Genomic DNA, 26486 nt, shown 5'->3' on the forward strand with positions numbered 1-26486 from the left:
TTTTCGTAAGTTAATCCAGAGCACTACATGATGTAAACTACATTAATAACCCTATTTACATTATTTAAACGTCATTCAAACAACGGTTATTTCCGAGCATAAACAAGTAAAAGGCAATAAAAATGCCCGCTTCCTTACAAAGGAGACGGGCACTCAACAAAACCGAGCTTATATTCAAAACCAACAACAAATAACACGCAATTCACCAAAAAGCCACAGGCCATTAGCGATTCTAAAAAACATTTTTTGAATCGCTAATGGCCTGTGGGATGGGCAAGATAAAGTGCCTTGCCCATCCTACAAAAGATACCTTGTATAGCTTTGCCACCCAACACAGCTTTAAAATCATCACCAAGCTGCATCTTTAGTTTCTATAATGTTCTGCTTTTTAACTCGGCGAGCTCTGTGTCTACAGATCTTAGGTTTTCCCGGCATTTTAATATTTGGGTTTAACGGCTGCAGCCCAATTAAACCAAACAAGCCTGATCGCTCGTGCCCGGTTGCAATAGGGTTGGCCAAAGCACTTGTAAGGATGCAGGGTCTTCCCCTCTCAGCCTTGCCAGCATCAGCGCAGCCAGTGTGATGCCCGCTTCGCGCGGATCAGGCTGACGGATGGCGGTGATGTTTTGCCCCATGGCCAGCTCTGGTGCAACGCCGCCAAACACAATCAGTGAAATATCCGTACCTGCCCTCAGCTCTGCCTGCCTTAGTGCGGCCAGTACGCCCATGGCAGCCAGATTATTATCTACAATCACCGCCGTAGGCCGCTGGCTGAGCTTAAGCAAACGGTACATTAAAGCTTCACCCATTTGCGCCGTCAGCGCACCTTCTTGTAATAAAGCCGGATCAACGACCACACTAGCAGCTTGCATGGCGGCTACAAAACCTTGCTTACGCTGCATGGCAAAATTAAGTGCGAGAGGGGCTGAGATTAAGGCAATTCGCTGATGCCCCAAGACCAAAAGACGCTCTACTGCTGCCCGTGTACCGGCTTCATTATCGTAATCAAACCAGGGATAAGGTGTATCCATTTGCGAGCGGCCGTGCGCTACAAAAGGAAACTGACACGATTGTAAATAACGTAATCGCTCATCAAACACACAGGTGCGCGCCACAATCAGCCCGTCTACCCGGTGCCCGGCGGTAATGCGCTGATAGGTTTGCAGCTCATTATGGTTATCTGCCGAAATCAGCATCAGATCGATACCTGCATCATTAAACTGATCGGTCATTCCGCCCACAATGGCGTGAAAAACAGGATCGTTTAAATCATTAGGTTGCAGCGGATAAATCATGCCCACGCAATCAGTGCGGCCCAGCGCCAGTTTTCGGGCGGTGCTGTTGGGGCGATAGCCATGGCGCTCTGCCGCTGCAGCCACTTTTGACCGCGTTTTTTCGCTGACATCAGAAAAGCCATTTAAGGCACGGCTTACCGTCGTTGGCGATAAATTCAGTAGCTGAGCCAATTCCCGCAAATTCATTATGTTTTCTGTAAGATTTTGATCATTCAGCTTATACCACGCTGCCCGCCGATTACGCCAGAATTCAAGACGCAAACACAGCCATATTAAAGCATCGTCGCAAAAGTCATGCATCAGGCATACAAAACCAAGATTGGCTGATATTCAGATAAAACAAGAAAGAACCCACGGCTAAGCTTTCCCACAGAAGAAAAACCACGTGGCATTCAGGCTATCAGCCATTTTTTAAGCGTGGCTTGTAGAGCATCGATATTAATCGGCTTAGCTAAAAAATCATCCATACCCGCATCAAGGCACAGCTGGCGATCCTGCTCAAATACGCCTGCACTTAAAGCAATAATGGGGGTGCGCGGGCGATGCGCCGTGATTTCCATCTGCCGAATATGACGTGTTGCTTCAAAGCCATCAATCTCGGGCATTTGGCAATCCATAAAAATCAGGGCAGGCATAACACCAGCGGCAAGCCGCTGAATCGCTTCGCGACCATCTTGAGCCAGCTCCAGTGCGAAACCCAGCTTGGATAAAATCGTTTTTATCACGGTTAAATTGAGCGGATTATCATCAACCACCATGATAGGCAGGGTGCATTTTGCTGCAGGGTTTTCATAAAAAATACTGGAGGGCAAAGCGGCCGGCTCCGAGAAATCCAGCGCTACCCGTACACAAAACCAGAAGCAGGATCCCTTACCCAGCTCGCTCTCAACGCCAACCTCGCCCTCCATCAAGCGAGCCAGCTCACGCACAATAGACAGCCCCAGCCCGCTGCCGCCGTATTTGCGGGTATTGCTATTATCCACTTGAGAGAAAGGCAGAAATAACGCCAATTGCTGCTCCGGGCTAATACCAATACCCGAATCGGAGACTCTGAACATCAGCATGGCATGATCGCCCTCACGCTGGCTTTCATACGCCTCCACCGTGACCGTGCCGGATTCTGTAAATTTCACTGCATTGCCCAGCAAATTAGCCAACATCTGCCGTAAACGTGATGCATCACCCAGATAGCGCGGCCTGTCTGCAGCCTGAAGCCAGTTTCGGCGTACGCTGATATTTTTTTGCATCAGACTATAAGCAAACAATGAAAGCGCATCGTCTAATAACTTTTCCGGCTCAAACACCGCGCTGTTCAACTCAAATTTACCCGCCTCTACTTTGGATAAATCCAGAATATCGTTAAGCAGCGTTAATAAGCTCTGGCCTGATTTCAAAATAATTTGCGCGTAATTCAGCCGTTCTTCTTTTTCCAGATCCTCCAGTAAAAGCAGCTGCGCCATACCCAAAATACCATTTAACGGCGTACGAATTTCATGGCTCATGGTGGCCAGAAACTGGCTTTTTGCATGATTTGCAGCGTCTGCCTCTGCTTTGGCCCGCCGCAAAGCGTCTTCTTGGCTGGCTTTTTCGGCCACGATAGTATTAGACATTTGCATCGCGGCCGAGCGCAGCAGGCTGGCCTGATCGACCAACAGCACCCGGCTTAATTGCGCCATACGCACAAATAAGCCTTTGCCTGTCAGCTGCACATCGCCTTCAGCCGAAAACACAGCATTGGAATAATAAAACGGGCCTAAATCACAGGATAAAACTGCAGCCTGACATGCTGTCAGAATTGCATCAATGCTCATGCCCGGTTGTAATTTTGCTGCGGCAAATTCTTCGGCAAAAACAGCATTCCAATCCTGCAATGCACCGGCCTGATCAAACAAAGAGTAGCTATGCAAACTCACGGCGGACTCAGGCGTAGCCCAGCTGCCGCGCTGCAAGCGCGGTACCTTCAATACGGGCCGCAATTTTAGCGAACGCCGTTTCACGGCTGGTACTGGTGTCATCGCAAAAAGGCGAAAAGCCACAATCATCGGTGGTGGCCAGATAGGGATGCGGAATATACCGCGCGGCTTGCAGCACTCTTTCGCAAACAATCCCGGCTGTTTCAATCTGCGGATCAATCACGTCGATCACCCCCACAAAAATCACCTGATCAGGCTTACGATATTGCTGAATAATTTTTAGCACCCTTTCCGGGTCTTTCTCACAGGCCAGTGCAATATAAAAACACCCTGCTCTTATTTCAAACAAACTGGGGAGTAATTCGGCGTAATCCACGTCAGCGCTATGGGTGGAATCATGATCGCTACCGGCGCAGGTATGGATGCCAATTTTTTGCCGCTCCTCAGGGCTAAACCGATCCAGCAGCATATTATTAATATCAATAAAACTGCGTAAAATCTGCCCGCTTGGGTCAAGCTTTACCGACAAACGCCCCTCGGTAAAATCAAGCTGCACTTTACTTACCCCCTGAGCAAAGCAGCCGCGAATTTCTTTTTCCTGTTCGGCCAATAAATCAGCCACAAATTCATCGCGAGGATAATCAGCGATCCCCTGTGCAGGATAAAGCAAGCTTAAAGCCGAGGCCGAGATAATGGCCTGCTTAAACGGCTTTTGCGTATACCGGCGCGCTAGGCCAATCGTTTCATGCGCAAAACGTGCAAACCGAAAAGGCCCGCTGGTTAAGCGGGGCAGCTGGCGAATATGCCCATCATGAAAAGGAATACACAGGCCATCTGCGGCCATATTGCTATTGCCTTCAACCCCATAGGTTGCAAAGCTGTGGGTTTTACGCTGCTCGCCATCCCCCAGCACAGGCGAGCCAACGGCCTCCAGATTCATGATCGTGTCTTTTACCGCCTCATCATAAAAGACCTCCAGCTCGGCAGCGCTCAGCTCACCCTGATCATGCAAAGACAATGCACGCTGCAATTTTGCCGACCGCGGAATGCTGCCAATCGATTCAGTCTTGATACCCATAAAATGGCACTCCCAAATTTAGCTTCCTTTAGTTTAAGTGAGATACAACTACTTGCATAATTCTTTCCTAATAATTTCACAAAACAAAATACACTGGCATGAAACATCAGGGAAAAGTATTCAATTACGCAATACAAACCCCAAAAATGGTCAGATTAAAGACAGTAAAGTCTGATACCTGCATTCAGTCACTTTGCTGCGCCAAGCAACCGTTACCCGCCATTAAACCCCCATGCAAGTGGTAACAAGCACCTTGCCCACCCGCACCACATCTGCCAGACTGCCCCCTCCTGTCATTGGGGAGTAGCTATCCTTCGCGCAAAGCGAGGGAGGTGGCGTCAACAAACTTGCGGTCTGTGACTGCATGGCGTCATTGATCATCAGCCGGTATAGCAGATGATTCAGCGAGACCTTTGGCCTCGATACGTTTGCCTGCCGGGCAAGCCGTGTCGTTGCGCCATTGGTTTAATTGCTTGCCCGGCATTGTGATTTTGCATGTTACTCACCCTGTTCCTGTTTTTCTCCTCGGCCATTGCCATCTATTTAGCCTGTGATTATTTCGTCAACGCCATTGAATGGTGTGGCCGGCATATGAAGCTGGGCGCGACTGCGGTGGGCTCGGTGCTGGCCGCTTTTGGCACGGCGCTCCCCGAAAGCGCGGTCACTTTTACGGCAGTAGTGTTTGGTTCCACACCAGAGCAAAAAGAGATTGGCGTGGGCGCGGCCATGGGCGGCCCTTTGGTCCTGGCAACGATTGCCTATGCCGTGGTGGGCTTGGCGCTCTGGCGCAATCGTCAGCGCTTGGCCCGTACAGATCACTTAATCAAGGTGGATCAAGCACGCCTTAGCCAGGATCAGCTGGCTTTTTTAGCCATTTTTGTATTTAAAGTAGCACTGGGCCTAGTAGCGTTTGCGCTTAAGCCCTATCTGGGGCTGCTATTTCTGATGGCTTATGCTGTGTATGTTTGGCGGGAAATCAATACCGCCGAAACGGCAGCCGAGGAAGAAGAGCTGGAGCCATTAAAGCTGCGCCCAAGCAGCGATAATTGGCGCTGGGCCGCTTTGCAAGTGAGCTTAGCACTGGCGGTGATAGCCCTTGCCTCGCATATTTTTGTATCCCAGCTCGAAAACTTAGGCGCGATGCTGGGCCTAGCACCGCACTTGGTCGCACTTTTACTTAGCCCTGTAGCCACTGAATTACCAGAAATCATGAACACCCTGATCTGGGTGCGACAAGGCAAAGAGCGTTTGGCGCTGGCCAATATATCGGGCGCGATGATGATTCAAGCCACTATCCCCAGTGCGCTGGGTATTTTCTTTACGCCTTGGCTATTCGACGGCCCCTTGCTCGCCTCCGGCATCATCACCACCGTGGCCATTATTGTGCTGTATTTGATGTTTAGGCGCGGCAAAGTCAATTGCAAGCAACTGAGCTGCATTGGCTTTCTTTACGCAGGATTTGCGCTCTACTTAGGCTGGGCAATCTAAAACAGACAATACCCATCGATGCAGATGAACGCCGCATCGATGGGTAGAGAGAGATTAAAGCGAGATGTGTAAGTCAAAACGTGCGCCGTTAGAGAAAGTACAAGTACCTGCTCCTAATTCTGCACTACTCATACTGTAATCACACTTGGCATAGCCGCCTTTATTACCCACAGCGTTTGCATTGCCTTTGGACGATCCCGGTGCACGAGTGGCTTCGCCAGCATAAGCTTCCTTGCCCGCGTTAAAAGCAAACTCGCCATGGCCTTTTTCCGGATTGCTGATTGTGCCGTTAATCCGGCCAATGGCCGCCGCGGCATCATTGGTAGGGTAAAGCCTTGCGGTATACACAGGGCGCGGCGCAACAACTTCTGCCATCGCAACAGGCATAGGCTGGCGCGGAGATGGGCCAGCACCTGCTGTAGCGGGCTGAATAGGCACCACATAACAAGCGGATAACATAGCAGCTACTGATGCAGCAACAAGCAGACCTTTCACTTTAAGCATAAAAATTCCTTTCTATTTTAACCAAGCAATCTTACTTTATTTGGCAGCAGTCTTTCAGCATGGTTTGGCGCTGTCAAGCTGGGTCAAACCAATAGGCTCACAAAACGACAACACAGTGTGTCATTAGCAAAAGGGTGCAATAGCTTACATTTTTGAGAAAAACACAAGAGTGGCTTACCTCAGGCTACTCTGCCCACCCTAGGCTTTATGCCCTTCTCAAGCTCGGCGCTCAAAGAAAATTCAGTAGTTTATTACTGACGAACTCCTTTCTTTTAAAAATTGATACCCAAATGCGCACTTGCCAGGCAAAAATAAAAGCATACAAAACAGCAATATTACCCATCGTTTTCCATACGCATAACAACAACCACGAACCACCAAAGGCTTAGCCCTAGATAAACGCTTCACTGGGCATCACGCTCTTTGCAATGACCCAGGCGCGATTAAACACCGCCATCCTTGCGCAAAACAGCGTCTTGCCTGAGCAAACCTGGCCCGCTTGCTCAGTATAAAACCCTGCGATTTCAACGAGCACCGCAACACGGCTAAGCGCTAAAGCTAAAATCCCTTTATCATCTGCCCATCGGCGCTGTTGTAGCGCCGATGGCATTTATTAATGGGCAACTCAAAGAGCAATTCTTTCTATGCAAGACCAAGCGCAAACAAGATCGCTACCGCAATTATTTTAAAATGCGAGGGGATATTGTGATGCGCAATGCCAGCTTGCGCAGAAGTGATCGTCTTTAAAGATGCCCTAATCAGGATTACCCAATGAATCAAACGCATATCACCGAGTTCTTCGACCTGATCGCCGATGGCGGCCTGGAGCAAAACGACATTCTTGCAATGAGCGCCGAAGTGCTCAAAGCGGCCAACGACGCTGAAAGCTATCTGGCAAACGATAAAGAAAGCGCTTACCAAGCCCATTTTGCAATTCCACTCTGGGAATGGGTACTGATCGAGCAGCTTGAAGACGGCCTACTCTTCCGCGCAAACAAAGCCGACGCACTCTATGCACAGATCGAAGAGGCTTTTGGCGACGGCGAGCTAGAGCTAACCTCCGCAGCGCTCAAAGACCTCAGCAACGCCGACGCTCTGTGCCTTATCCAGAAAGAACTCGATCCTGCCTACACACTCGTCAACTTCAGTAAGCCACTGAATGACGAGATGCAAGTACTACTGATGCGCAGCAACAAGCTGGATCGCTTCTTAGCACTATGCAAAACGCTAGAACTGGCCGCTGCACCAAGCTGCATCAACTAAGCTCGCAAAGCCATTTGCAGGCTCGGTTTATCTAAAAACAAACCGGGCCCTGCTCATCAAAAAGTAGAAAACTCAAAAGCATCGCCCCAAACGCGCCTGCCTATTCCGACAAAAGCACTTCCTCTCTCGCCGATTCCCAAGCATGAATCGCGTGCTTACGTGTTTCTCCCCAGTAATAACCACCCAACTTACCGCTTTGCTGGATCACACGATGGCAGGGGATTAGGAATGCAACAGGGTTTGAACCAATAGCCGTACCCACCGCCCTCGCCGCACTGGGGCTACCAATCGCACTCGCCACCTGGGAGTAACTCACCACGGCGGCAGGTGGAATCTGTAGCAAGGCTTTCCAAACACTGACCTGAAAGTTTGTACCTGCCACATGCAAAGAAATAGGCTTATCCGGCTTTTTTGCCCCGTCAAACATCCCGTCCGATACTTCAAGTGTTGCTTGTCTGTCTTCATACAGCACGGCGTAGGGCCATTTTTTGCATAGATCAGCCAGATGCTCGTCAATCTCTTCACCCTGCAAAAATGAAAACTTACAAATTCCTCGTGGCGTAATCGCAATAAACGCAGGGCCAAATGGCGTGTTATGCACGGCATAGCCTATAGATACACCCGCCCCTGCCTTTTTGTATTCTCCTGGGGTCACCGCCTCCAGATGCACAAAATGATCATAGAGGCGCGAGCCACTGCTCAAGCCCAAGGAATCAGAAACTTCAAGTAATGATTTTGATTCGCGCAATAATTGCTTGGCACGCTCCAAGGTCAGCACTTGCAAAAACCGCTTCGGCGTCACACCTGCCCAGCGGCAAAATAGTCGCTGAAAATGAAAAGGGCTTAAATGTAAGTGTGCTGCAATTTCATCCAAGCCAGGCTGACTATGCACGCGAGTAGAAATAAAATAAATTGCTTTGGCAATGCGTTCATAGTCAGACATTTACCCTTCCTTATTAAGCAATTAAGTACGATTAATTGAAATCCCACCATCCACCAGTAGCGCCGAGCCGGTCGTAAAGCTGGATGCATCGCAGGCAAGATAAAGCGCCGATTGTGCAATCTCATCGGGTAAAGCCAGCCGCTTCATAGCAAAAAGCCCCTGCACAAAAGCTAAAGCTTCTGGCGTGCTGGCAAAGGCGCGGCCCATCGGGGTATCCGTGCCACCCGGTAAAAGCGCATTGACGCGTACGCCCTGAGCACCGAATTCGGTCGCTAATGCCTGCGTCAAACCAATCAGACCGGCCTTACTCGCTGCATAAGCCGCCAGCCCCGGAAAACCAACGGTATAACCCACAAATGAAGAAGTAAAAATCAAAGAACCACCACCTCGCTTCAGCATGGCGGGGATTTGATGCTTAGCCCCAAGAAAAGCACTCGTCAGATTGGTGTCCGCCACCTCATGCCATGCTGCAAGCGAGATATCAGGTGTAGCTCCCGCCTCTCCAATGATACCGGCATTATTAAATGCTACATCCAACCCGCCAAAATGGCCGACGGCTAATTCAACCAGCGCCTTGGCAAAAGCCTCATCCCGCACATCGCCAGCAAGTGCAATTGCCCGCCCACCCGCCAGAGTAATCTCTTCAACCAGCTCATCCAACTTTGCCTGACGCCGCGCCGCAAGTACAACACTCGCACCTTGGCTTGCAAATAGCTTTGCGGTGGCATAACCAATCCCAGAGCTTGCCCCGGTGACTATTGCAACTTTATTAGATAATGCAAACATGATTCAAAGCCTCTCTTCATTGAATGGTGTACCGACAAGAATTGTCTGAACACGAATACAGTGTGAAGATTTAAACCCTAGACAGCGACCCGAATCTTGCTCTGTTTAAAAGATTAAATGGCTGGATGATGGCCCCTGAAAAATGGCGCACAAAAATCCCCCAGCGCATTTTTAAATAGAATTTATTCAAGATGCTTGGGGGCTTTAAAATGAAACCATAAGAAGTTAAATTACGGCAGTTTTTAAAGAGGTGAATTCACGAGTAACTAGCCCTTAGCAAAACGGCTTGTGAATCGCATTTCATTAGGAAAAATCTTTGCGGGCACACAGATGTGCCCGCCCTAGCGATACTATGCAGCAGCCTCTTGCTCAGCAGGCAGCAGTAAATTAATCATAATCGCCAATACACTCACCAAGCCCACGCCAGCTAAATTGAAATCACCGATCTTCAGCATTAAACCGCCAATCCCGCACGTCAGCACCACCGAGACAATCACCAAATTACGCGGTGCCATCAGGTTTACTTTGGCGTCGATCAGCGTTTTTAAGCCGATACTGGCAATCGTACCAAAGAGCAGCACCATAATCCCGCCCATCACAGGCAAAGGAATCGATTGCAGCAAGGCATTAAACTTACCAAAGAAAGCCAGAATAACCGCCAGCACCGCCGCCCAAGTCATAATCACCGGATTAAAATTACGGGTAATCATCAACGCACCCGTGACTTCGGAATAAGTGGTAATTGGCGGGCCACCAATTAAGCCAGCAAAGCACACACCAAAGCCATCCCCTGCCAGCGTGCGATGTAAGCCAGGTGTCTTTGTGTAATCGTCCCCAGTCACCTGCCCTACCGCCATCACTGCACCGATATGCTCGATAGTGGGCGCAATCGCAACCGGCAGCATAAACAATGCCGCAGCCCAATTCACTTCTGGTTTTACAAAGTGGGGCATAGCAAACCAAGGCGCAGCAGCGATGGCCGTAAAATCAATCACGCCCATAAAAGTCGCTGTTACATAGCCGACGATCACGCCGGATAAGATCGGCACGAGGCGCAGCATGCCACCGGCAAATACCGAAACAATAATCGTTGTGCCCAGAGAAATGGCGGCTAAAAACAAAGAGGTATCGTAAGCCACTAATTGCTTGCCACCACCTTGCCCCATCGCCATACCGGAAGCCGCCACCGCCACAGAAAGGCCAATCACCATAATGACGGGGCCAATCACCACGGGCGGTAATAATTTATGAATAAAACCCATGCCGCGCCATTTAATCAGGCCCGCAATCACAAAATACATGAAACCCGCAGCAAATAGACCAAACTGAGTGGCCGCTTGCCCCCATGTGTGCATGGCAAAAATAATCGGCCCGATAAAGGCAAAAGAAGAGCCCAGAAAAATAGGCACTTTACGGCCGGTAATCCATTGAAAAACCAAAGTGCCGACGCCAGCGCCCAATAGCGCCATTGCAGGATTCAAACCCGTGAGCAAAGGCACTAAAACCAAAGCGCCAAACGCTACAAATAAAATCTGTGCCCCAGACACAAATTGCTTCAAAGCAAACCACATCCGCTTTTCTCCCCTAAGTATTTGATCAAACCTCCCCCAACAAGGCATGCCTTTGCTGCCAGTACGACGGCAAGAAAACATAACAATGTGGGAGAATTTTTGTGTAAGTGTTTTTGTATTAGATACAAAAATCCCCCTTCTTCGAGGGGGATGATTTAAAACTTAAATTACTTCGTCGTACCAAAAATCTTATCGCCCGCATCACCCAGGCCCGGAATAATATAGCCCTGCTCATTTAAATGGCTATCCAGCGAAGCAGCCACAATTTCTACATCTGGATGTGCATCGTTGACTAATTTCACGCCCTCAGGCGCGGCCACCATCACAATCGCTTTAATATCCTTGCAACCATTACGCTTCAACATATCGATGGTAGCAACCAAAGAGCCGCCTGTTGCCAGCATCGGATCAATAATCAGCGCAAGGCGATCTTCCAGATTACCCACAAATTTTTCAAAGTAAGGCTCTGGCTGAAGGGTTTCTTCATTACGCGCCAAACCTACCACACTGATTTTGGCTGAGGGCACTAAATCCAGCACCCCATTGAGCATGCCAATCCCTGCACGCAAAATAGGCACTACGGTGAGCTTCTTCCCTTTAACTTGCTGCACTTCTACTGGGCCACACCATCCAGCAATCATGGTCGTCTCTAAAGGTAAATCACGCGTTGCTTCATAAGCCAATAAGCGCGCCAGCTCTTCTGTAAGCAAACGAAATTTATTAGTACTGACATTTTCTGCGCGCAATAGCGCCAGTTTATGTTGGACGAGTGGATGTTTTACGACGGTAATCTGCATGACGAAGCCCAAAAAACTAAGATAAACATTTCAGTGTAGCGCTCCTTACATAAAAGCGCACCGGTGAAAATACTACTTTTCCGAATCATGCCCGAAATTTTTCCGATTCGCTTTGCTATAAAACAAATACAGTGGCGCAATGAGCACCCTCTAAACATAAAACAAACCGCATCTAATAAACACAAACCAGCCCAAAGAAAATCCAACTTATATGACTGATCCATCGCCCGCATAGCAAAAGGAATAAAAAATGATTTCCTGAATCATTTTTAACTGCAGCAAGGTGAATATGGCAAAGCCAATCCACCTGGCAAGCCTTGGAGCAGAAACTCAAAGCAATCCTTAGCTCAGTAAAACCACATCATATCGATGGCTTACTATAGGCAAACTTACGATGCCCGCACCACGCAAGCGTCATAAACGCATAAACTGCAATTAAAAGCAGAATAGATACACGCTAGCGGGTAGGTTCATTGCGACAAGGAGGCTTATTTTTTGTTAAACTCGCGCAGTTTAGCGCCTGACCAACTGTTTCGGATATACACATGACACTGCGTCGCATTGCCTTAGCCTTTGTACCTCTCTTTTTATCCGTCAGCGTTTATGCTGGGGATGCTGAAGATATTCAACAGCTGCTGAAATCCAAACAATTGCCGCAGGCGCTTGATCGTGCGGATAAATTCTTAGCAAAATCGCCAAAAGATCCTTCCATTCGTTTTTTACGCGGGATTATTCTGACTGAAATGGGCAGAACAGAGGAAGGCATCAAGGCGTTTACCCAACTATCGGCAGACAATCCGCAGCTACCTGAGCCTTACAATAATTTAGCCGTGCTTTACGCCCAGCAAAATCAACTGGATAAAGCACGTGCCGCCTTGCTCATGGCGATACAAACTAACCCGGCTTATGCAACCGCCCACGAAAATCTGGGCGACTTATACGCGCGCTTAGCCTCACAAGCATACGATAAAGCATTGCAATTAGAAGGCAGCAGCCCGGCAGTACAAGGCAAGCTAAAAATGGTGGGCAGCCTGTTTGGCAACCCCGTTGCCGGAAAAACCAACACCGCCCCTGCAAAAACGGCGCAAGCCACGCCGAAACCCAGCCCTATTGCAACGCCAGAGCCTAAGCCCATTGCCACACCAAGCCCTACACCTGTAGCGATAGCCAAACCAACGGCAACACCCGTGCCCGTTGTGAAGCCAAGTCCCGCACCAACGCCAGTACCAACGGCTAAGCCTGATGTGCGTGATGCAGAAAAGCAGCAAATTGCAAATGCAGTTGAAGGCTGGGCACAGGCTTGGAGTAAGCAAAATGTAAACGGCTATCTGGCCGCTTACAGCAATAACTTTAAAACCCCGGGTGGGCAAAAATTTAGCGCTTGGAGTGAAGAGCGTCGCAAACGCATCAGCAGCCCTAAGTCAATCGACGTTAAAGTATCAGATATTAAAATTGATATCGGTGACGATGGCCAAGCCAAAGTACGGTTTCGTCAGTTTTACAAAGCCAGCCACTTATCAAGCACCACAGGTAAGACATTAATCCTAGAAAAATCGGGTAGCCGCTGGCTGATCCGAGAAGAGCGAGCGGGTTCATAATCACGTATGCGTAGTTTGTTTATCTGGGGCAAGCGTAGTGCTTGCCTGCTTGCTCTATTGATGCTTGCACCACCTGCCCGCCCTATTGTCTCCGATCCTGCCAAACCCCGCTTTTTAGAAGAAAAAGTGGGCATAGCAAGCAAAGGCTCGCCTGAACAAAGAATATTATCGGCCATTGATCACATCCGCAGCGGCAAGCTAGCCGATGCTCGCGCCACCGTAGATGCCCTACTCAAAGAACAACCCAATTACCGGCTGGCGCATTTATTATCAGGCGATCTTTACGCCATGCGGGCCATGCCGCTCAGCACCATGGGCGCAGGTGCAGGTAAAGTGCCTGCCGACCGACTAGATGACTTGCGTAAAGAAGCGCTGGCCCGTATTAACAACCGCCAGTCGCAAGCGGCACAAACGCGTTTTCCTGCTCATTTACTGGTTTTTGCACCTCAGCAGCAATACGCCATCCTCGTCGATGCGGAAGCATCCCGTATTTACGTGTTTAAAAATGTCGATGGTGTGCCCACTTATGTCACCGATCACTACGCAACCATTGGCAAGCTTGGTTCGGATAAATTCCGCGAAGGGGATCAGCGCACCCCTTTGGGCGTTTATTTTGTAAACAACCATTTATCAAGGCCCTACCTCGATAAAACCCGTGGCGCACAGGCCGATCTATACGGCGTAGGCGCATGGCCCATTTCATTCCCTAATGAAATTGATAAAAGCGAAGGCCGCACCGGCTCCGGCATCTGGCTGCACGGCGTGCCCGCCAATACCTATGCCCGCGCCCCTTGGGCATCCAACGGCTGCGTGGCGATGAGCAACGAAGAAATGCTGGATATCGCACAATATATTCAAGTAGGCCAAACACCCGTGGTGATCGTCCCCAAGGCCGAGTGGGTTTCTAAAGTGGAATGGCAATCAAGACGGGATGCAGCACTCAGTCTGATGGATGGCTGGCGGGAGGACTGGGAATCACTCAAACCCCAGCCTTACCTCAGCCGCTATGCCAAACAATTTAAAAGCGATGATGGTCAGGATCTGGCACGCTGGAGCAGCCAGAAAACAGCCGTGAGCGCAGGAAAAAGCTGGAGCAAAATTCGTCTGGATAATTTAAGTATTTACGCCAGCGGCGGCCCCATCCCTCGCCTCACCACCAGCTTTAAGCAAGATTACCGCAGCAATAATTTAGATAATCAAATGAATAAACGTCAATACTGGCAACAAGAAGACGGCATTTGGAAGATTATTTTTGAAGGCGCGGCAAACGGCTAGCCAGATAACCAATGGGGAGCAAACGCCTGCTGCCCATCGCCCGCCCTGAACGCTGCATCGATCCCCAGCCCCGGCACGGCAGCAAGCGCGCCATCCAGATACACCAGTGGTGTATTCAAACGCAGCCAGGGCGGCACAGCCGCTTCCTGATAAAGCTGCTTTAACGAGCGCCTTGGGCCGTCTGCACGTAAACGTAAACTCTCTCCCCCCATGCGATTGCGTAGCTCCAGTCGGCCTTGCTGAAGGCGATTAATGTCAATGCCAACAGCCGCCTCGCGCCACGCCAATACACCAGACGCTAGGCGCATCTCTGATTGCCAAGACATCGGCACATCAGTAAATACAGCCTGCCTTGCCGCCGTAATATACAGCCCCTGCCGATAACGCCGGATGGCCCGATCACGCCACACCAGTGCAGGCTGAGCATCAATCGCTGCAAAGAGCGCAATCCGGATTAACTCTTCAAAAGCACGGGCATCTAATTGCAGGCCCTGCTGGGTAAGCCAAAAACGCAGTACATTACGCAAGCGCAACAGAGACAGATCAACGCTTAAATCAAACACACCCTCTTTAACGCACAGTGCAAAATCGGCAGTTGCCAATTCTTGCAGCAACTCATCCGCCTCGGCCGCATGCTCCGCCACTCGGGCCAAGGTAGCATTTGCACTGGGCCAAACAGTTCTTAAAGCAGGGAAGATTTCATTACGCAAAAAATTACGGTCGTAGCGGGAATCAAGATTACTTTCATCCTCGACCCAGGCCAACCCCTGCTCTGCTGCATACTTGGCAAGCTCAGCGCGCGAAATATCCAGCAAGGGCCGCAAAATACCCACCTGCTCATTTAAACACCGATATTCAGGCATTGCCGCCAAACCGCGCAAACCACTGCCACGAAGCAGATTCAGCAGCACCGTTTCTGCCTGATCATCACGATGCTGAGCCAAAAGCAACACATCACACGCTTGCCGGGCAAACACTTCATAGCGCGCCTCACGTGCCGCCCCTTCAATACCCTGCTTTAAAAAAGGCGCCAGCGAAACGCGCTCAATATGGCACGCCACACCAAGGCTCGCAGCACGATCAACAGCAAATTGCGCCCATTCATCCGCATGAGCAGACAATCCATGATGCACATGAATCGCACGCAGCATAAAAGGCCGGCGTTGCCTTAAGGCAGCCAGCAAATGCAATAACACAATGGAATCAAGGCCGCCCGACAATCCCACGCAAAGGGTGGAGTGGGGCAAGAAGCGGGAGAGCTTTTGCTCTACCCGCTCTAGCAGCCTGTCGGACTTAAGCGATCGTAACAAGGGGAAGCCCCGTTTGAGACAGCAGCAAACAATCAGGAGATTGTTTCTTCCTTAAACTTGCCATAGCTCATCATTCGCTCGAAACGAGCATCAAGAAGCTCATCAATCGTTTTAGACTGAAGGTTTTTTAAGGTGTCACTCAGATTTTTTCTCATCGTAACCATCATCTGCTGATAATCACGATGCGCACCACCCAAAGGCTCAGAAATCACCTTATCGATGATACCCAGCGTTTTTAAGCGATTAGCAGTAATGCCCAACGCTTCGGCTGCTTCAGGTGCTTTTTCTGCGGTTTTCCACAAAATAGACGCACACCCCTCAGGGGTAATCACCGAGTAAGTCGCGTACTGCAACATCTGCACCACATCGCCCACCGCAATCGCCAGAGCGCCGCCTGAGCCGCCCTCGCCAATCACCGTACAAATCACCGGTATCCGCAGCTTAGCCATCTCAAACAAATTACGGCCAATCGCTTCTGATTGCCCACGCTCTTCCGCCCCCACCCCGGGATAAGCGCCTGGCGTATCCACAAAGGTAATCAGCGGAATATTAAATTTCTCAGCCAGCTTCATCAGGCGCAAAGCCTTACGATAGCCTTCTGGGCGCGGCATACCAAAATTACGGTATTGCCGATCTTTGGTATCCCGGCCCTTTTGATGCCCGATCACCATCACCGACTGGCCGTTAAAACGGGCCAAGCCGCCGATAATCGCAGCATCATCTGCATAGCTACGATCACCATGCAATTCTTCAAAATCGGTAAACAGCGCCTTAATATAATCCAAGGTGTAAGGGCGCTGCGGATGGCGGGCCACCTGTGAAATCTGCCATGTCCCTAATTTTGAATAAATCGTTTTTGTTAACTCTTGGCTCTTTTTTTCGAGATGGCCAATCTCTACAGAAATATCAACGGCGGAATCGTCTTGAACGAAGCGCAATTCTTCGATCTTGTTCTCAAGCTCCGCGATGGGCTGCTCGAAATCGAGAAAGGTCGTTTTCATGCTGCTCTCCTGCTGCGCGCGACTAAAGCAACCTTAAAGCAGGCTGCCCGAAAAATTCGTGGATCATACAGCAAGCAGAGCAAGCACCCAAGATACTCACACTACCTAGCACCACTAAATCATCGTAAAAATTAAAAAATCAGCTTCGGAACACGATATCAGCCCGAATGCCTGTCTTTTGCAAAGCCTTACGGCTCTTGATATTCAACACCACAGGGGCTTGCGTATTGGCAGAAATCTCCCTGCCCTCTTCAAATGGGCGAGAGAGCAAAAGTAACAAAACTGCATCTTCTGCCTGCTCAAGCTCGATCAAAGCGCACTCTTCATCGCTAAGCGACACTTCATAAGATAAGCCCAAATGCTCTACCTGCACCAAACTAAAGCTTAAATCCGCATCATCAAGCGATTGCAACCAGCGCACACGCGGATTAGGCTGCTCTTCATGCAGCAATTTATAACGCGTGCAATCCTCAAAACCCGGCATCCCCCGTGGAAAAGTCAGCACGGTTTCCGGATCAATCTCAATCTCACCAAAACGCGTATTCAATGTTTGCATAATTTATGCCTAGGAAAAGTTAAAAAACAATAAAAACAGGATTCAAGCAAAAAAACCTAAGAATATATTTTGTAAGCTGGCGCAACTATAAGCCGCATCATACTTACACAGCCTTACCAAGCAACAAGCCACATATTATAGATTAAATTAATGCGTTATTTTTCTATTGCTCTTTGCAAGAAATTATATTGATAACTATCAAAATAGAATTGATCATACCAACCCAGCCTTCCTGCATTTTAAAGATGACCGCCCCGCTTACATTCCAATGGCATGGAAAAAATTTAACGTATTAAAACAGCGCTAACAATCAATGCCGCTATCGCCCTCCCAATCACCGTACATTGTTAACCCTATATAAATGGGTAAGCAAATGATTAATAAACATAATCATTCATATTCTTCATTAGACTTCGCAGCCACTTAAGCCATAAACAATCAAACGCTTGTCGCGAGAACAATATAAACCTTCGTTTTTTCAGCAATTAAAGTATAAAATGAGCAATGTTCCAACAAATGAGCACGTCTTTTTCTGAGTGGAACATGGCCTTTATCCATAAAAAAGCCGTTTATTTGCAGCCTGCCCACTCATCTTTTGAAAACTATCATCGCCGATTTAATCAATGGTGATCAAGGTTCTTTATGCTACGTATATTTATCGCAAGTTTATTAAGCGCTATCAGCCTGATGGCCCACGCTGATTTACTCGACACAATCAAGACGCGCGGCGTTTTAATTGTAGGCATTTTGCCTGACAACCCCCCTTTTGCAAGACGCAATGACAATCAAACCTTTTCTGGCTACGACATTGACTATGCATCACTGATCGCAAAAAAAATGGGCGTTACGCTTAAAGTGCAAGATTTAGATCCCGGTGAGCGAATCACAAGCTTAAAATCAGGCAAGGTTGATATCCTAGTTGCCGCGTTTACTAAAACACCTGAGCGAGAACGCGAAGTAAGCTGCAGCCTTGGTTATTTTGTTGCCGCGCAAAAAGCCTTAACACGCAAAGGTCGCTTTACCACATCTGAATCCCTTACAAATGCCCGCCTAGGTGCATCCAAAGGAACAACAGGCGAAAGCGTATCCCGTAAGCTTTACCCTAAGGCCAGCATGACGACCTTTGCCGATATCCCTGATGCTACACGCGCCCTCGAGCAAGGCAATATCGATGCGGTAATGAATGACGAGCCCACTTTGGCCGCAGCATTAAATAAAATGCCAAACAAATCACAATACGAAATCTCAAATTACACCAACACCACCGAAATCCTAGCTGTCGCGACAAAGTTAGGTGAAAAGCGCCTGATGAACCTCATTAACGAATCATTAGTCGAATCAGAACAAAACGGTGAAGCAGTACAAATCTTCAACCGCTGGTTTGGGCCGCACACAAACACCCCATTCCCACGCACCTTCCGCATTCAAAACTAAAGCAACGCTGATTATAAATGGCCATCCCCGAATATTTTTATCGGGGATGCGGTTAGCTATAAATAATGCATGAAGAGCCTGCCCCAATTGCTCGCTTTATATGAAAAGTACACTTAGCCATCTACGCCAATCCATGCCCCCTGCAACTCACAGTAAGAATTTAGCCATAAGCTCGATAATCTCTGCATGGACAACCGCATAACGAGCACTGGACAAGCGCCCTAGCAGGTTTGAGCCATTAGGGCCCACATCGACCGTTTTCCAGCGATCTTTGTCCCCTAAGTTAATCAACAGAATCGGTCGCTTCATCGCTACTGCGCTTTCATTACTTATGGCATAAGTCCAGCCGGGATCGATGGCAACAATCTTGCTGATGCGCTTATCGTAAACATCCGCAGCAAAGCCCGCGGGAAGCTGAGCAAGATTCGCGCCTCCCTTAGCCAAGAACGCACAATCCTGTGCTGTTTGCCCATATGGGTGCAGTAGTCACGATACTTACTGTGATCGAAGCGAGCCCCCGCCAAACCCAGTGCCGTAGCCCCGCCCAATGAAAAACCGGCGACGCTAATATGCGCGGGGTCGATCAAGGCCGAAAAAGTCGAATCCACCAGCAAATAATCTAATGCGGCACTAGATCGGCAGCACGCTCATCCAGCCGCAATGACTGACGCGGGGATGAATCCCCCGACATACTGCCTGGGTGATTGACGGCCAGCACCAACACGCCACGTTGCACCAAAGCGCTAGCAAGCTAAGACAAGCCAATAAGCGCCGCCCTCCCTTAATCTGGATCACGCTGCAAGTCACGGCAATCAGACCTCTAGATATCCGGCTCGATGCTGTGCATCTACTCCCGCCAACTCGTGCGGGATACTGTGTGCTGTTTGCTCCTCCAGCCATTAATCTTGTCGTGTCGGGTGCATTTTTACTCTACGGAATACTGCTATTACATCGCCTACGTTTAGGCCTAGATGGGCTGCCGCTTGTGCCACTTCAAAACGAAGAATTGCCCAGCCGAATATGGAAAGCAGTGGCTTACGCGCTCCTACTCATGGCCGCCAGCGATCTTCTTATCGCCTTAGCTGCACACTATGAGGCACTCTGGATCAAACCATGGGTCATTAGCTCACTATTTGGATTCGCTTTACTGAGCATAGGATTACTAGGGATCGTGCCCGGAGTTGGGCGCATTGAGCAGAGTACGGCGGGGCCAGCGATTGAAACAGCGGGTGCCGCAATAGAGTGCAGCGCCAGAGACGCCGGGTACATGGAAAAATTAGAACGACTCTTGGCACAGCACCCACTCTATCTTGAGCCAGGGCTTACTTTAGATCGTTTATCACGACGACTAGGCATTCCAGCCAAGCCTCTTTCTGCCGCCATTATCGCAGCAGCAATGAGAACGTGTCACGCTACATCAATCGGCACCGTATTCGTCATGCCTGCGAACGACTACAAGCAGGCGACAGCGTCACGACCGCAATGCTTGCCAGTGGCTTCAACGCAAAATCTAACTTTAACCGCGAATTTAGGCGCATCACAGGCCAAGCGCCCAGCGAATGGCTTGCGCATGCCATGGATGAAACAGAGGGTTTAACTTTCGAAATGAAACCAACTTAAATCGGGTAGGCAAAAAGACAGAAAACAGGGGTCAGACCCCAGTTTTTTCGTTCGGCTTTCCGTTTTTCCGGGCAAAAAGTGGCCATCAAAACGTTAGATACGCATGTAGCCTCTATATCGCCGCCGTCTTAGTTGTGCCTGTCATGGCGTGATCCTTTTTGAGGATCTTGCAAAAATGATTACATTAATATAGCAATTAAAATAATGATCGGAATGGGCACGCCAAGTATAAGAAGAAGGATTGAACGCATGGTTTTCTCCAGAAGGCTTACAGAAGTGGGCGCAAGGTAGCGCGATCATGGTCACGAGCTCGCCCACCAAAGGTGGCCGAAAAGCTAGCGATAAATGCCCCCAAGAGGAGTGCAACGAACATCCACAGGGCGGAATGCGCGGCGGCCTTGCGCGCCGTTTCGGCCATTGCCTTGCTCTTAGCTGTCGCCTCTGCAGACGCTTTGGCGGCACGCGCATAGACTTCATCGACTCTATGCTCTGCATCTACTTGGCCAAGGCCAGAGCGCTTGGCAATCAATTGGCCCAGATAGGCGCGATCTTCAGGGCTGATCCCCCCTGACATCACGCCGCTCATCAGTAGAGCTCCAACCTCGGCGCGCAATGAATCCGACACAGGCGCTGCGGCGTTTGAACGTAACATCACGCCCGCAAAATATTCGCTTGAATAGATGGATTGCCCCAGATCGGATCGGCCCATGCTTTGTGTATGGATGGCGAGCGAGGGTGCGCTTACTCCAGCCTCAATGGCGCTACTCAAAACAGCACGTGCGCCGCCAGCGAGAACCGCGACAGTCACCAATGTTGCAAGTGCCCAAGCCAAAAGGCCATGCGCGGTATCACGAAAATGAACCTCATCGCGGTGTACACCGGCCCATTTCACACGCAAGCGACCCGCTATATACCCTCCAATGCCAGACGCCGCCAGTTGCATAAACATCAGCCAAGCGATCGTCGGCAAACCCATTGGGCTCGCACTATAGGAGTAAGGCGAGATGGATGACAAACCAAGACCAACACCTAAAATCAAGAGGATAAACGACAGCGCTGCGGCTACGACGGCCCCTGCTAATACAGCCCCCCAAGCAACGCCAGAGGTTTGGCTATCGACCACAGTTGAATCTGCAAGGAGGCTATTTGGTGCGAGTGGCTGGGCGTCCATGATGCATCCTTTTTTTGACTATTTTATATACTAGGAAATCGTTCTAAATGGATCGATATCTAATAGCGGGGCAGCCACACTACTTGCTCGGCCTCGGCCACTTCACTTGCCGATCCATTCTAATTTCTAACTGTTTTTTGATTTAGATTACAGGCCCAAACAAGACCACCCACATGACGTGAGCGATTTGCTTTAGTTACGGTTCAAAAACGAACCGGGCTCTGTACCATAGTAAGCATGGATGCTCTGCTCCCATGTAGCATCAGCCATGTTCGGCCAATTGTCCTTGTCGAAACCTGGGGCTTTATCGAGCCGATCTTTATTCACGTTCAGAACGAAGCGCTTATTTACTGGATCGAGTTCCAACGCGCTCCATGGCACGGCAAAGAACTTCGTGCCCATGCCAAGAAGCCCGCCAAAAGACAGAACTGCATAGGCAATACGACCGGAAGCCACATCAAGCATAATCTCTTTGATCTGCCCCAAATCCTCGTCTTGCTGATTGTATACATTGTTATACACAAGAGTGTTAGCCCCCATCAGCGCAGGTCCGGGGCCAGCGTCAGCACCACTTTTGTCCTTGTACATGCCATAGACATCACGGTCTGTGTAATTCATGTTTATCTCCAGTCAAGAGCTCAATTCCTAATGTGACATCGGTATCGCGCAGTGCGATAGTGCCAATATCAAGTTAAGCCAACAGTAAACTGGGGTCTGTGCGGTTCCGCACTTAGAATACGACTTGATGAAGGAGGCGCGTGCATATTGAAATGCAATCGGAACAAAAACCACGGCAAGTATTATGGGCGAAATTGCCGCGTGTGATCACATCGCTCGTTCAGGTTTACGAAAGTGAAGATGCGTTTGTGAATACATTGAGGGCTTTCCACTACTTGAAAATGAGCGAGTAATTAGTTTGCTAGGTCTGAGAAAATCGCCCCACTTCGCGCAAAGTTAACGAGCAAGCCGCCCGCAACCGCCAGCCCTTCCCCGCCATCCGCCTAAGCGACAGCAGCCACTTTGTTCGAGTCGAGGAGCTGGCCAACTGGATCGACCATCAGGCAGCCGCCGCGCAAAAGAGCTGGCTGCAGAGCCAAGTGTAAAAGCGACTTAATCAACGCAAAAAACTTATTAATAAAATCATCTAAATAGACTTTATCTTATTTTAAGCAACTGCAATTCAATGGCTTTGGACTTATAATAACGAGCGCCCGCATATGCAATTGGGTGGCATCACCCCGAAATAAAAATGGCCATTACATGCCTGACCACTATTTTTAAGTGGGCATTAAAGCGGGGGTATTACTATATCAGGCGGCGTAAAAAAAATATCTGGCCGCATTCAGCACAAAAAAATCTTCTTGGCGAAATTAACGCTTTAAACAATCAAAATCTGGCGGGTGATAACCTTAGCGCCTATCCCCCCGACCTTCTACCACCACCGATTTAACATCCCGGAGAAGATCCACGGCTCTTAGCTGGGTATAGCGTTTTAGGTTTTTCCAGCTTTTATGACCAGACACCAGTGCTACTTCCTGAATTTGATAGCCTTGCTCAAACAGCCGGCTGATGCCCTCATGGCGAAGGTCGTGGAAGTGCAGGTCTTGAATACCGGCCTTGCTGACAATGCCGCGAAAAGCCACACCAACAGATTCGGATTTATAGGGGAAGATAAAGTCGCTGGTACGAGGCTGCGCCTGGATGATGCTTAAAGAAGTACCGAGCAGCGGCACAGCTTGGTCATTGCCGATTTTCTTCTTTGGGTCTTTTCTATCCCGAATCAGTATGGTGCGATTTTTCTCGTCTAAATCACTCCATTGCAAGCGGGTGATCTCACTGCGGCGCATGGTGGTTTCAATCGCAAAGCGCACCAGATCAGCAATGGGGATTTGCCTGAAATGTTCGGTGGCTTTTGCGCCAGCCAGAATCAAACCTAATTCTGAATCCTGCAATCGTCGCTCGCGCTCAACAGAGCCGCTAATCATGCCCTTTTCTTTTAGGTATTCATTGGCCAATGAATACTGAGCAATATCCACATCTAATTTGGCAAATAATTTGGCTTCTTTTAATACACAGCCCAAATAAATAATATCTTGCTGAATGGATTGCGGCTTTACGCCAAATGATCGGCGATGGCGGACATAATCAATAATCTTATCGGCGGTTAACTCCAAAATAGCCACGTCAGCCATAGGGGAGCGAGCCAGCACATTAAGCACGCTGCGCTTAGACGCCCATAGGTGTTTGTCTTTCTCAAAAAACTCGATGTATTTGCTAATTAAATCTTTAAGAGTTAAGCCTTTTAATTTGCGCTGGGCAATAGCACCTTCCCCACGCATTTTCTCGGTCAGCAGCTCCGCCCACTCCTCCGCCAGGCGTTTGGCCTGTGCCTCGGCACGAATGCCCACCCCTGCGGCAAGAAAGCTTCTGGACTCGTTCAGCAGTAGCTTGCCGCCCCGCTTAAGCCTCACCTGCGCCTGATAAGAAACAGAACCATCTTTGTTTTGTAAGCGAATAATTGAGGCCATAAGTGGGTAAGTGCTATCTCTGTTTTTTGATGCCTCAAGATAGCACTCAGCTAGCACTTTTCCTAACCTAACCCCGCTTTAAGTGCCTTTTTACCGTAACAACACCGGATTAGTGCTAATTATGGCCGCAATAAAATCCGGGCAAAAATAAGGCGTTGATCTCACTCAACGCCTTATTTCAAGCCATTCTTACCAGATACGGATGCGCTCTTTGCTTGGCTTATACATCGCGTCGCCTTCCTTTACGTTAAAGGCTTTATAAAAAGCGTCGCTATTCACTGCTGCGCCATTGGCGCGGAATTGGCCGGGGCTGTGAGGATCGGTGAGTAGTAATTGTAGGGTCATGGGCTCACGCATTTTGCTGGCCCATACTTGGCTCCAGCCTAAAAAGAAACGCTGCTCGCCACTATAGCCGTCAATTTTGGCAGAAGGCTTGCCTGCTAATGACAATTGATATGCCTTATAGGCCACTGCCAATCCGGACAGATCGGCGATATTCTCTCCCAAAGTTAATTTGCCGTTCACATGTTTGCCTGGAATAGCCTCATAGGCGTCGTATTGGGCGACCAATTTACTGGTTAATGCTTTAAATGCTTTGCTGTCTTGCTTGCCCCACCAGTTTTTTAAATTACCATCGCCATCATACTGGCTACCCTGGTCATCAAAACCATGTGAGATTTCGTGGCCGATTACGCCGCCAATTGCGCCGTAATTCACGGCATCATCCGCGCTTGGGTCAAAAAATGGCGCTTGTAAAATAGCGGCAGGGAAAACAATTTCATTCATGCTGGGGTTGTAATAGGCATTAACGGTTTGAGGCGTCATCCCCCATTCTTTGCGATCAATTGGCTTACCCAATTTATCAAAATCTCGTGCACGCTCAAAAAGCTTGGCGCGTTGTAAATTACCCAGCAAATCATCGGCTTTAATGTCTAGTGTTGAATAATCAATCCATTGCTCCGGATAGCCAATTTTCACGGTAAATTTAGATAACTTTTCCTGCGCTTTAAGCATTGTTGCTGCACTCATCCAGCTTAAGTCTTTAATCCCAGTGCGATAAGATGCCATTAGGTTTTTAACCATCACATCCATTTTGGCTTTAGCTTCTGGCGTGAAATGCTTGGCAATATAAAGCTCGCCCACTGCCTCGCCTAAGCTGCTATTGGTTGCGGCAATGGCTTTTTTCCAGCGGGGCTTTTGCTCTGGTACGCCAGACAAGGCCTTGCCATGAAAATCAAATGCTAAATCCACATACGCTTTAGGTAGAGCATTGGCATATTGATCTAAAGTTTTAAATTTCAGCCATACTTTTAATGTTGCCAATGGTGTTTTAGCAATAATCTGGCTCATCGCTTTAATATAACTAGGCTGAGAAACCACAACTGATTCTGCTTTGCCTTGCACGCCCATCGCTTGCCAATATTCATCCCAAGCAAAATCAGGGGCAAGTGTTTTTAACTCAGCCAATGTTTTTTTATTATAGGTTTTTTGCGGATCACGGTTTTCAACCTTGGTCCATTGCCCTTGGGCTAGCTCAGTTTCAAAAGCCAGCAAAGCCGCAACATCAACTTGTGATTCACCCGACAATTTTAATAATCGCTCAAAATAAGTTGCCAATGCTTCGCGTGCGGCCATAAATTTTGCATCTGATTTTAAATAGTAATCACGGTCTGGCAGGCTCAACCCAGTTTGATACACATTGATAATATAAGCCGTTGAATTTTTTTCATCCTGCCCTACATAAACACCAAAGGGCGTATTCAGGCCCAATAGGCTAAGCTGGGCAAATTGCGCTGCGAGTTCTTTTTGATTTTTTAAATCGGCAATTGCCGCTAATGTTGCTTGCAAAGGAGCTAGGCCGCGTTGCTCAACCAGTGCTTCGTTCATATAGCTTTGATATAGATCGCCCACTTTTTTTACAGCAGAGCCCGGCGCACCATTTTGGCTAGCCGCCGTTTCTACAATACTGCGAACTTGCGCTTCGGCCCGGTCACGTAAAATTAAAAATGCACCATGCGATGGCTTATCGCTGGGTATTTCGGTGTTTTTTAGCCATGTGCCATTTACGGAATGATACAAATCATCTTGCACCCGAATACTTTGATCAAAACGCTCTGCATCCAGGCCAGAACGAGAAGTGGCCTGCGCGCCAAAAGCCAGAGTTGCCGCAATAATCGATAAAACGAATTGTTGTTTCATTCAAAAGCCCCGTAAATAAGTGTATCGCTCAATTTAAAATGGCGATGCACGATAATGAGTTCAAGCAATCTGTGGCATATAATGCCTTAAGCCTGTCCGGGCGTGAAAGAAAAACCAAGTAAAACAATAAAAATGCATCAGAGACGCCTTATAAAC

At 48.9% G+C, this 26486-nt stretch carries 25 protein-coding genes, 1 pseudogene and 1 riboswitch; of the genes and pseudogenes, 9 read left to right on the forward strand and 17 right to left on the reverse strand.

What is annotated here, in order from left to right; translation table 11 throughout:
• Window positions 1-467: 467 nt before the first annotated feature.
• The 3 genes from VN23_RS08440 to VN23_RS08450 all read right to left on the reverse strand — a co-directional run bounded on the left by VN23_RS08440 (window position 468) and on the right by VN23_RS08450 (window position 4286).
• The gene (locus tag VN23_RS08440) at window positions 468-1481 is read right to left on the reverse strand and encodes a substrate-binding domain-containing protein (RefSeq protein ID WP_046352815.1); all 1014 of its coding nucleotides are present in this window, start codon (window positions 1479-1481) and stop codon (window positions 468-470) included.
• A gap of 206 nt (window positions 1482-1687) precedes the next feature.
• Window positions 1688-3271, reverse strand: a complete 1584-nt coding sequence (locus VN23_RS08445) for an ATP-binding protein (RefSeq protein WP_197433063.1) — start codon at window positions 3269-3271, stop codon at window positions 1688-1690.
• Window positions 3216-4286: a 5-methyltetrahydropteroyltriglutamate--homocysteine methyltransferase gene (locus tag VN23_RS08450; protein WP_046352814.1), complete on the reverse strand. Its 1071-nt coding sequence runs from the start codon at window positions 4284-4286 to the stop codon at window positions 3216-3218. Before VN23_RS08450 ends, VN23_RS08445 begins: the two co-directional genes overlap by 56 nt.
• A gap of 286 nt (window positions 4287-4572) precedes the next feature.
• A riboswitch (yybP-ykoY riboswitch) is annotated at window positions 4573-4689 on the forward strand.
• Window positions 4690-4781: 92 nt separating this feature from the next.
• Here VN23_RS08450 and VN23_RS08455 point away from each other — a divergent pair.
• On the forward strand, window positions 4782-5774 hold the full coding sequence (locus tag VN23_RS08455) for a sodium:calcium antiporter (protein WP_046352813.1): 993 nt from the start codon (window positions 4782-4784) through the stop codon (window positions 5772-5774).
• A gap of 54 nt (window positions 5775-5828) precedes the next feature.
• Here the strand turns inward: VN23_RS08455 and VN23_RS08460 are convergent, their stop codons facing one another.
• The gene (locus VN23_RS08460; RefSeq protein WP_046352812.1) at window positions 5829-6278 is read right to left on the reverse strand and encodes a hypothetical protein; all 450 of its coding nucleotides are present in this window, start codon (window positions 6276-6278) and stop codon (window positions 5829-5831) included.
• 391 nt (window positions 6279-6669) lie between these two features.
• On the reverse strand, window positions 6670-6888 hold the full coding sequence (locus tag VN23_RS08465; RefSeq protein ID WP_046352811.1) for a hypothetical protein: 219 nt from the start codon (window positions 6886-6888) through the stop codon (window positions 6670-6672).
• On the opposite strand from VN23_RS08465, the gene VN23_RS21960 reads away from it, so the two are divergent.
• Window positions 6882-7025 (forward strand): hypothetical protein, encoded by a 144-nt coding sequence (locus VN23_RS21960; protein WP_197433064.1) that lies wholly within the window; start codon window positions 6882-6884, stop codon window positions 7023-7025. The genes VN23_RS08465 and VN23_RS21960 overlap by 7 nt on opposite strands.
• Window positions 7026-7049: 24 nt before the next feature.
• Entirely contained in the window at window positions 7050-7541 is a 492-nt protein-coding gene (locus VN23_RS08470; protein WP_046352810.1) for a hypothetical protein, read from the forward strand.
• Window positions 7542-7641: 100 nt separating this feature from the next.
• Here VN23_RS08470 and VN23_RS08475 read toward each other — a convergent pair whose 3' ends face one another.
• From VN23_RS08475 to upp, 4 genes are all read right to left on the reverse strand, one after another.
• Window positions 7642-8484 carry a methylated-DNA--[protein]-cysteine S-methyltransferase gene (locus tag VN23_RS08475; RefSeq protein WP_046352809.1) on the reverse strand — a complete coding sequence of 281 codons (843 nt, stop codon included), beginning with the start codon at window positions 8482-8484 and terminating at the stop codon, window positions 7642-7644.
• 21 nt (window positions 8485-8505) lie between these two features.
• Window positions 8506-9270, reverse strand: coding sequence for an SDR family oxidoreductase (locus tag VN23_RS08480; protein ID WP_046352808.1), 765 nt, complete (start codon window positions 9268-9270; stop codon window positions 8506-8508).
• A gap of 350 nt (window positions 9271-9620) precedes the next feature.
• Window positions 9621-10841 (reverse strand): uracil-xanthine permease family protein, encoded by a 1221-nt coding sequence (locus VN23_RS08485; RefSeq protein ID WP_046352807.1) that lies wholly within the window; start codon window positions 10839-10841, stop codon window positions 9621-9623.
• Between the two features lie 167 nt (window positions 10842-11008).
• Window positions 11009-11638: a uracil phosphoribosyltransferase gene (gene upp, locus VN23_RS08490; RefSeq protein WP_046352806.1), complete on the reverse strand. Its 630-nt coding sequence runs from the start codon at window positions 11636-11638 to the stop codon at window positions 11009-11011.
• A 545-nt stretch (window positions 11639-12183) separates the two neighbouring features.
• On the opposite strand from upp, the gene VN23_RS08495 reads away from it, so the two are divergent.
• Together VN23_RS08495 and VN23_RS08500 are read left to right on the forward strand one after the other, a co-directional pair.
• Window positions 12184-13236, forward strand: a complete 1053-nt coding sequence (locus VN23_RS08495; RefSeq protein ID WP_046352805.1) for a L,D-transpeptidase Cds6 family protein — start codon at window positions 12184-12186, stop codon at window positions 13234-13236.
• 6 nt (window positions 13237-13242) lie between these two features.
• A complete protein-coding gene (locus VN23_RS08500; RefSeq protein ID WP_052746699.1) occupies window positions 13243-14511 on the forward strand; it encodes a L,D-transpeptidase family protein in 1269 nt (422 codons plus the stop codon).
• Here the strand turns inward: VN23_RS08500 and tilS are convergent.
• From tilS to fliW, 3 genes are all read right to left on the reverse strand, one after another.
• Window positions 14508-15821, reverse strand: coding sequence for a tRNA lysidine(34) synthetase TilS (gene tilS / locus VN23_RS08505; RefSeq protein ID WP_046352804.1), 1314 nt, complete (start codon window positions 15819-15821; stop codon window positions 14508-14510). The genes VN23_RS08500 and tilS overlap by 4 nt on opposite strands.
• A 32-nt stretch (window positions 15822-15853) precedes the next feature.
• Window positions 15854-16822, reverse strand: a complete 969-nt coding sequence (locus tag VN23_RS08510; protein ID WP_046352803.1) for an acetyl-CoA carboxylase carboxyltransferase subunit alpha — start codon at window positions 16820-16822, stop codon at window positions 15854-15856.
• 139 nt (window positions 16823-16961) lie between these two features.
• Window positions 16962-17378 carry a flagellar assembly protein FliW gene (gene fliW, locus VN23_RS08515; RefSeq protein ID WP_046352802.1) on the reverse strand — a complete coding sequence of 139 codons (417 nt, stop codon included), beginning with the start codon at window positions 17376-17378 and terminating at the stop codon, window positions 16962-16964.
• Between the two features lie 642 nt (window positions 17379-18020).
• On the opposite strand from fliW, the gene VN23_RS08520 reads away from it, so the two are divergent.
• The gene (locus VN23_RS08520; protein WP_046352801.1) at window positions 18021-18812 is read left to right on the forward strand and encodes a transporter substrate-binding domain-containing protein; all 792 of its coding nucleotides are present in this window, start codon (window positions 18021-18023) and stop codon (window positions 18810-18812) included.
• A 147-nt stretch (window positions 18813-18959) separates the two neighbouring features.
• On the opposite strand, the gene VN23_RS08525 is transcribed toward VN23_RS08520, so the two are convergent.
• Window positions 18960-19256, reverse strand: a complete 297-nt coding sequence (locus tag VN23_RS08525; protein WP_052746697.1) for a hypothetical protein — start codon at window positions 19254-19256, stop codon at window positions 18960-18962.
• Window positions 19257-20216: 960 nt separating this feature from the next.
• Here VN23_RS08525 and VN23_RS22420 point away from each other — a divergent pair.
• Window positions 20217-20432 (forward strand): helix-turn-helix domain-containing protein, encoded by a 216-nt coding sequence (locus VN23_RS22420; RefSeq protein WP_442905431.1) that lies wholly within the window; start codon window positions 20217-20219, stop codon window positions 20430-20432.
• A gap of 268 nt (window positions 20433-20700) precedes the next feature.
• Here the strand turns inward: VN23_RS22420 and VN23_RS08535 are convergent, their stop codons facing one another.
• On the reverse strand, window positions 20701-21603 hold the full coding sequence (locus VN23_RS08535) for a hypothetical protein (RefSeq protein WP_046352800.1): 903 nt from the start codon (window positions 21601-21603) through the stop codon (window positions 20701-20703).
• A gap of 192 nt (window positions 21604-21795) precedes the next feature.
• The gene (locus VN23_RS08540; RefSeq protein WP_046352799.1) at window positions 21796-22221 is read right to left on the reverse strand and encodes a PRC-barrel domain-containing protein; all 426 of its coding nucleotides are present in this window, start codon (window positions 22219-22221) and stop codon (window positions 21796-21798) included.
• A gap of 335 nt (window positions 22222-22556) precedes the next feature.
• Here VN23_RS08540 and VN23_RS22425 point away from each other — a divergent pair.
• Window positions 22557-22706: pseudogene (locus VN23_RS22425) on the forward strand (pyocin activator PrtN family protein); the annotation flags it as partial.
• Window positions 22707-22781: 75 nt separating this feature from the next.
• Complete coding sequence (locus VN23_RS22430; protein ID WP_156455256.1) at window positions 22782-22850, forward strand: integrase core domain-containing protein; 69 nt, start codon at window positions 22782-22784, stop codon at window positions 22848-22850.
• A 162-nt stretch (window positions 22851-23012) separates the two neighbouring features.
• Here VN23_RS22430 and VN23_RS08545 read toward each other — a convergent pair whose 3' ends face one another.
• Window positions 23013-24131: a site-specific integrase gene (locus VN23_RS08545; protein WP_052746695.1), complete on the reverse strand. Its 1119-nt coding sequence runs from the start codon at window positions 24129-24131 to the stop codon at window positions 23013-23015.
• Window positions 24132-24320: 189 nt separating this feature from the next.
• On the reverse strand, window positions 24321-26330 hold the full coding sequence (locus VN23_RS08550) for a M13 family metallopeptidase (RefSeq protein ID WP_046352798.1): 2010 nt from the start codon (window positions 26328-26330) through the stop codon (window positions 24321-24323).
• Window positions 26331-26486: the final 156 nt, after the last annotated feature.

The organism is Janthinobacterium sp. B9-8, assembly GCF_000969645.2.
GTDB lineage: Bacteria > Pseudomonadota > Gammaproteobacteria > Burkholderiales > Chitinibacteraceae > Iodobacter.

What these genes read in the sequence shown, in the direction of transcription:
- fliW (WP_046352802.1), bottom strand. Translation starts at nt 17,378, where the DNA reads ATGCAAACATTGAATACGCGTTTTGGTGAGATTGAGATTGATCCGGAA.
- VN23_RS08475 (WP_046352809.1), bottom strand. Translation starts at nt 8,484, where the DNA reads ATGTCTGACTATGAACGCATTGCCAAAGCAATTTATTTTATTTCTACT.
- VN23_RS08535 (WP_046352800.1), bottom strand. Translation starts at nt 21,603, where the DNA reads ATGGACGCCCAGCCACTCGCACCAAATAGCCTCCTTGCAGATTCAACT.
- VN23_RS21960 (WP_197433064.1), top strand. Translation starts at nt 6,882, where the DNA reads ATGGCATTTATTAATGGGCAACTCAAAGAGCAATTCTTTCTATGCAAG.
- VN23_RS08495 (WP_046352805.1), top strand. Translation starts at nt 12,184, where the DNA reads ATGACACTGCGTCGCATTGCCTTAGCCTTTGTACCTCTCTTTTTATCC.
- VN23_RS08485 (WP_046352807.1), bottom strand. Translation starts at nt 10,841, where the DNA reads ATGTGGTTTGCTTTGAAGCAATTTGTGTCTGGGGCACAGATTTTATTT.
- VN23_RS08550 (WP_046352798.1), bottom strand. Translation starts at nt 26,330, where the DNA reads ATGAAACAACAATTCGTTTTATCGATTATTGCGGCAACTCTGGCTTTT.
- VN23_RS08440 (WP_046352815.1), bottom strand. Translation starts at nt 1,481, where the DNA reads ATGAATTTGCGGGAATTGGCTCAGCTACTGAATTTATCGCCAACGACG.
- upp (WP_046352806.1), bottom strand. Translation starts at nt 11,638, where the DNA reads ATGCAGATTACCGTCGTAAAACATCCACTCGTCCAACATAAACTGGCG.
- VN23_RS08540 (WP_046352799.1), bottom strand. Translation starts at nt 22,221, where the DNA reads ATGAATTACACAGACCGTGATGTCTATGGCATGTACAAGGACAAAAGT.
- VN23_RS08460 (WP_046352812.1), bottom strand. Translation starts at nt 6,278, where the DNA reads ATGCTTAAAGTGAAAGGTCTGCTTGTTGCTGCATCAGTAGCTGCTATG.
- VN23_RS08510 (WP_046352803.1), bottom strand. Translation starts at nt 16,822, where the DNA reads ATGAAAACGACCTTTCTCGATTTCGAGCAGCCCATCGCGGAGCTTGAG.
- VN23_RS08520 (WP_046352801.1), top strand. Translation starts at nt 18,021, where the DNA reads ATGCTACGTATATTTATCGCAAGTTTATTAAGCGCTATCAGCCTGATG.
- VN23_RS08455 (WP_046352813.1), top strand. Translation starts at nt 4,782, where the DNA reads ATGTTACTCACCCTGTTCCTGTTTTTCTCCTCGGCCATTGCCATCTAT.
- VN23_RS08480 (WP_046352808.1), bottom strand. Translation starts at nt 9,270, where the DNA reads ATGTTTGCATTATCTAATAAAGTTGCAATAGTCACCGGGGCAAGCTCT.
- VN23_RS08500 (WP_052746699.1), top strand. Translation starts at nt 13,243, where the DNA reads ATGCGTAGTTTGTTTATCTGGGGCAAGCGTAGTGCTTGCCTGCTTGCT.
- VN23_RS08450 (WP_046352814.1), bottom strand. Translation starts at nt 4,286, where the DNA reads ATGGGTATCAAGACTGAATCGATTGGCAGCATTCCGCGGTCGGCAAAA.
- VN23_RS08470 (WP_046352810.1), top strand. Translation starts at nt 7,050, where the DNA reads ATGAATCAAACGCATATCACCGAGTTCTTCGACCTGATCGCCGATGGC.
- VN23_RS08545 (WP_052746695.1), bottom strand. Translation starts at nt 24,131, where the DNA reads ATGGCCTCAATTATTCGCTTACAAAACAAAGATGGTTCTGTTTCTTAT.
- VN23_RS08465 (WP_046352811.1), bottom strand. Translation starts at nt 6,888, where the DNA reads ATGCCATCGGCGCTACAACAGCGCCGATGGGCAGATGATAAAGGGATT.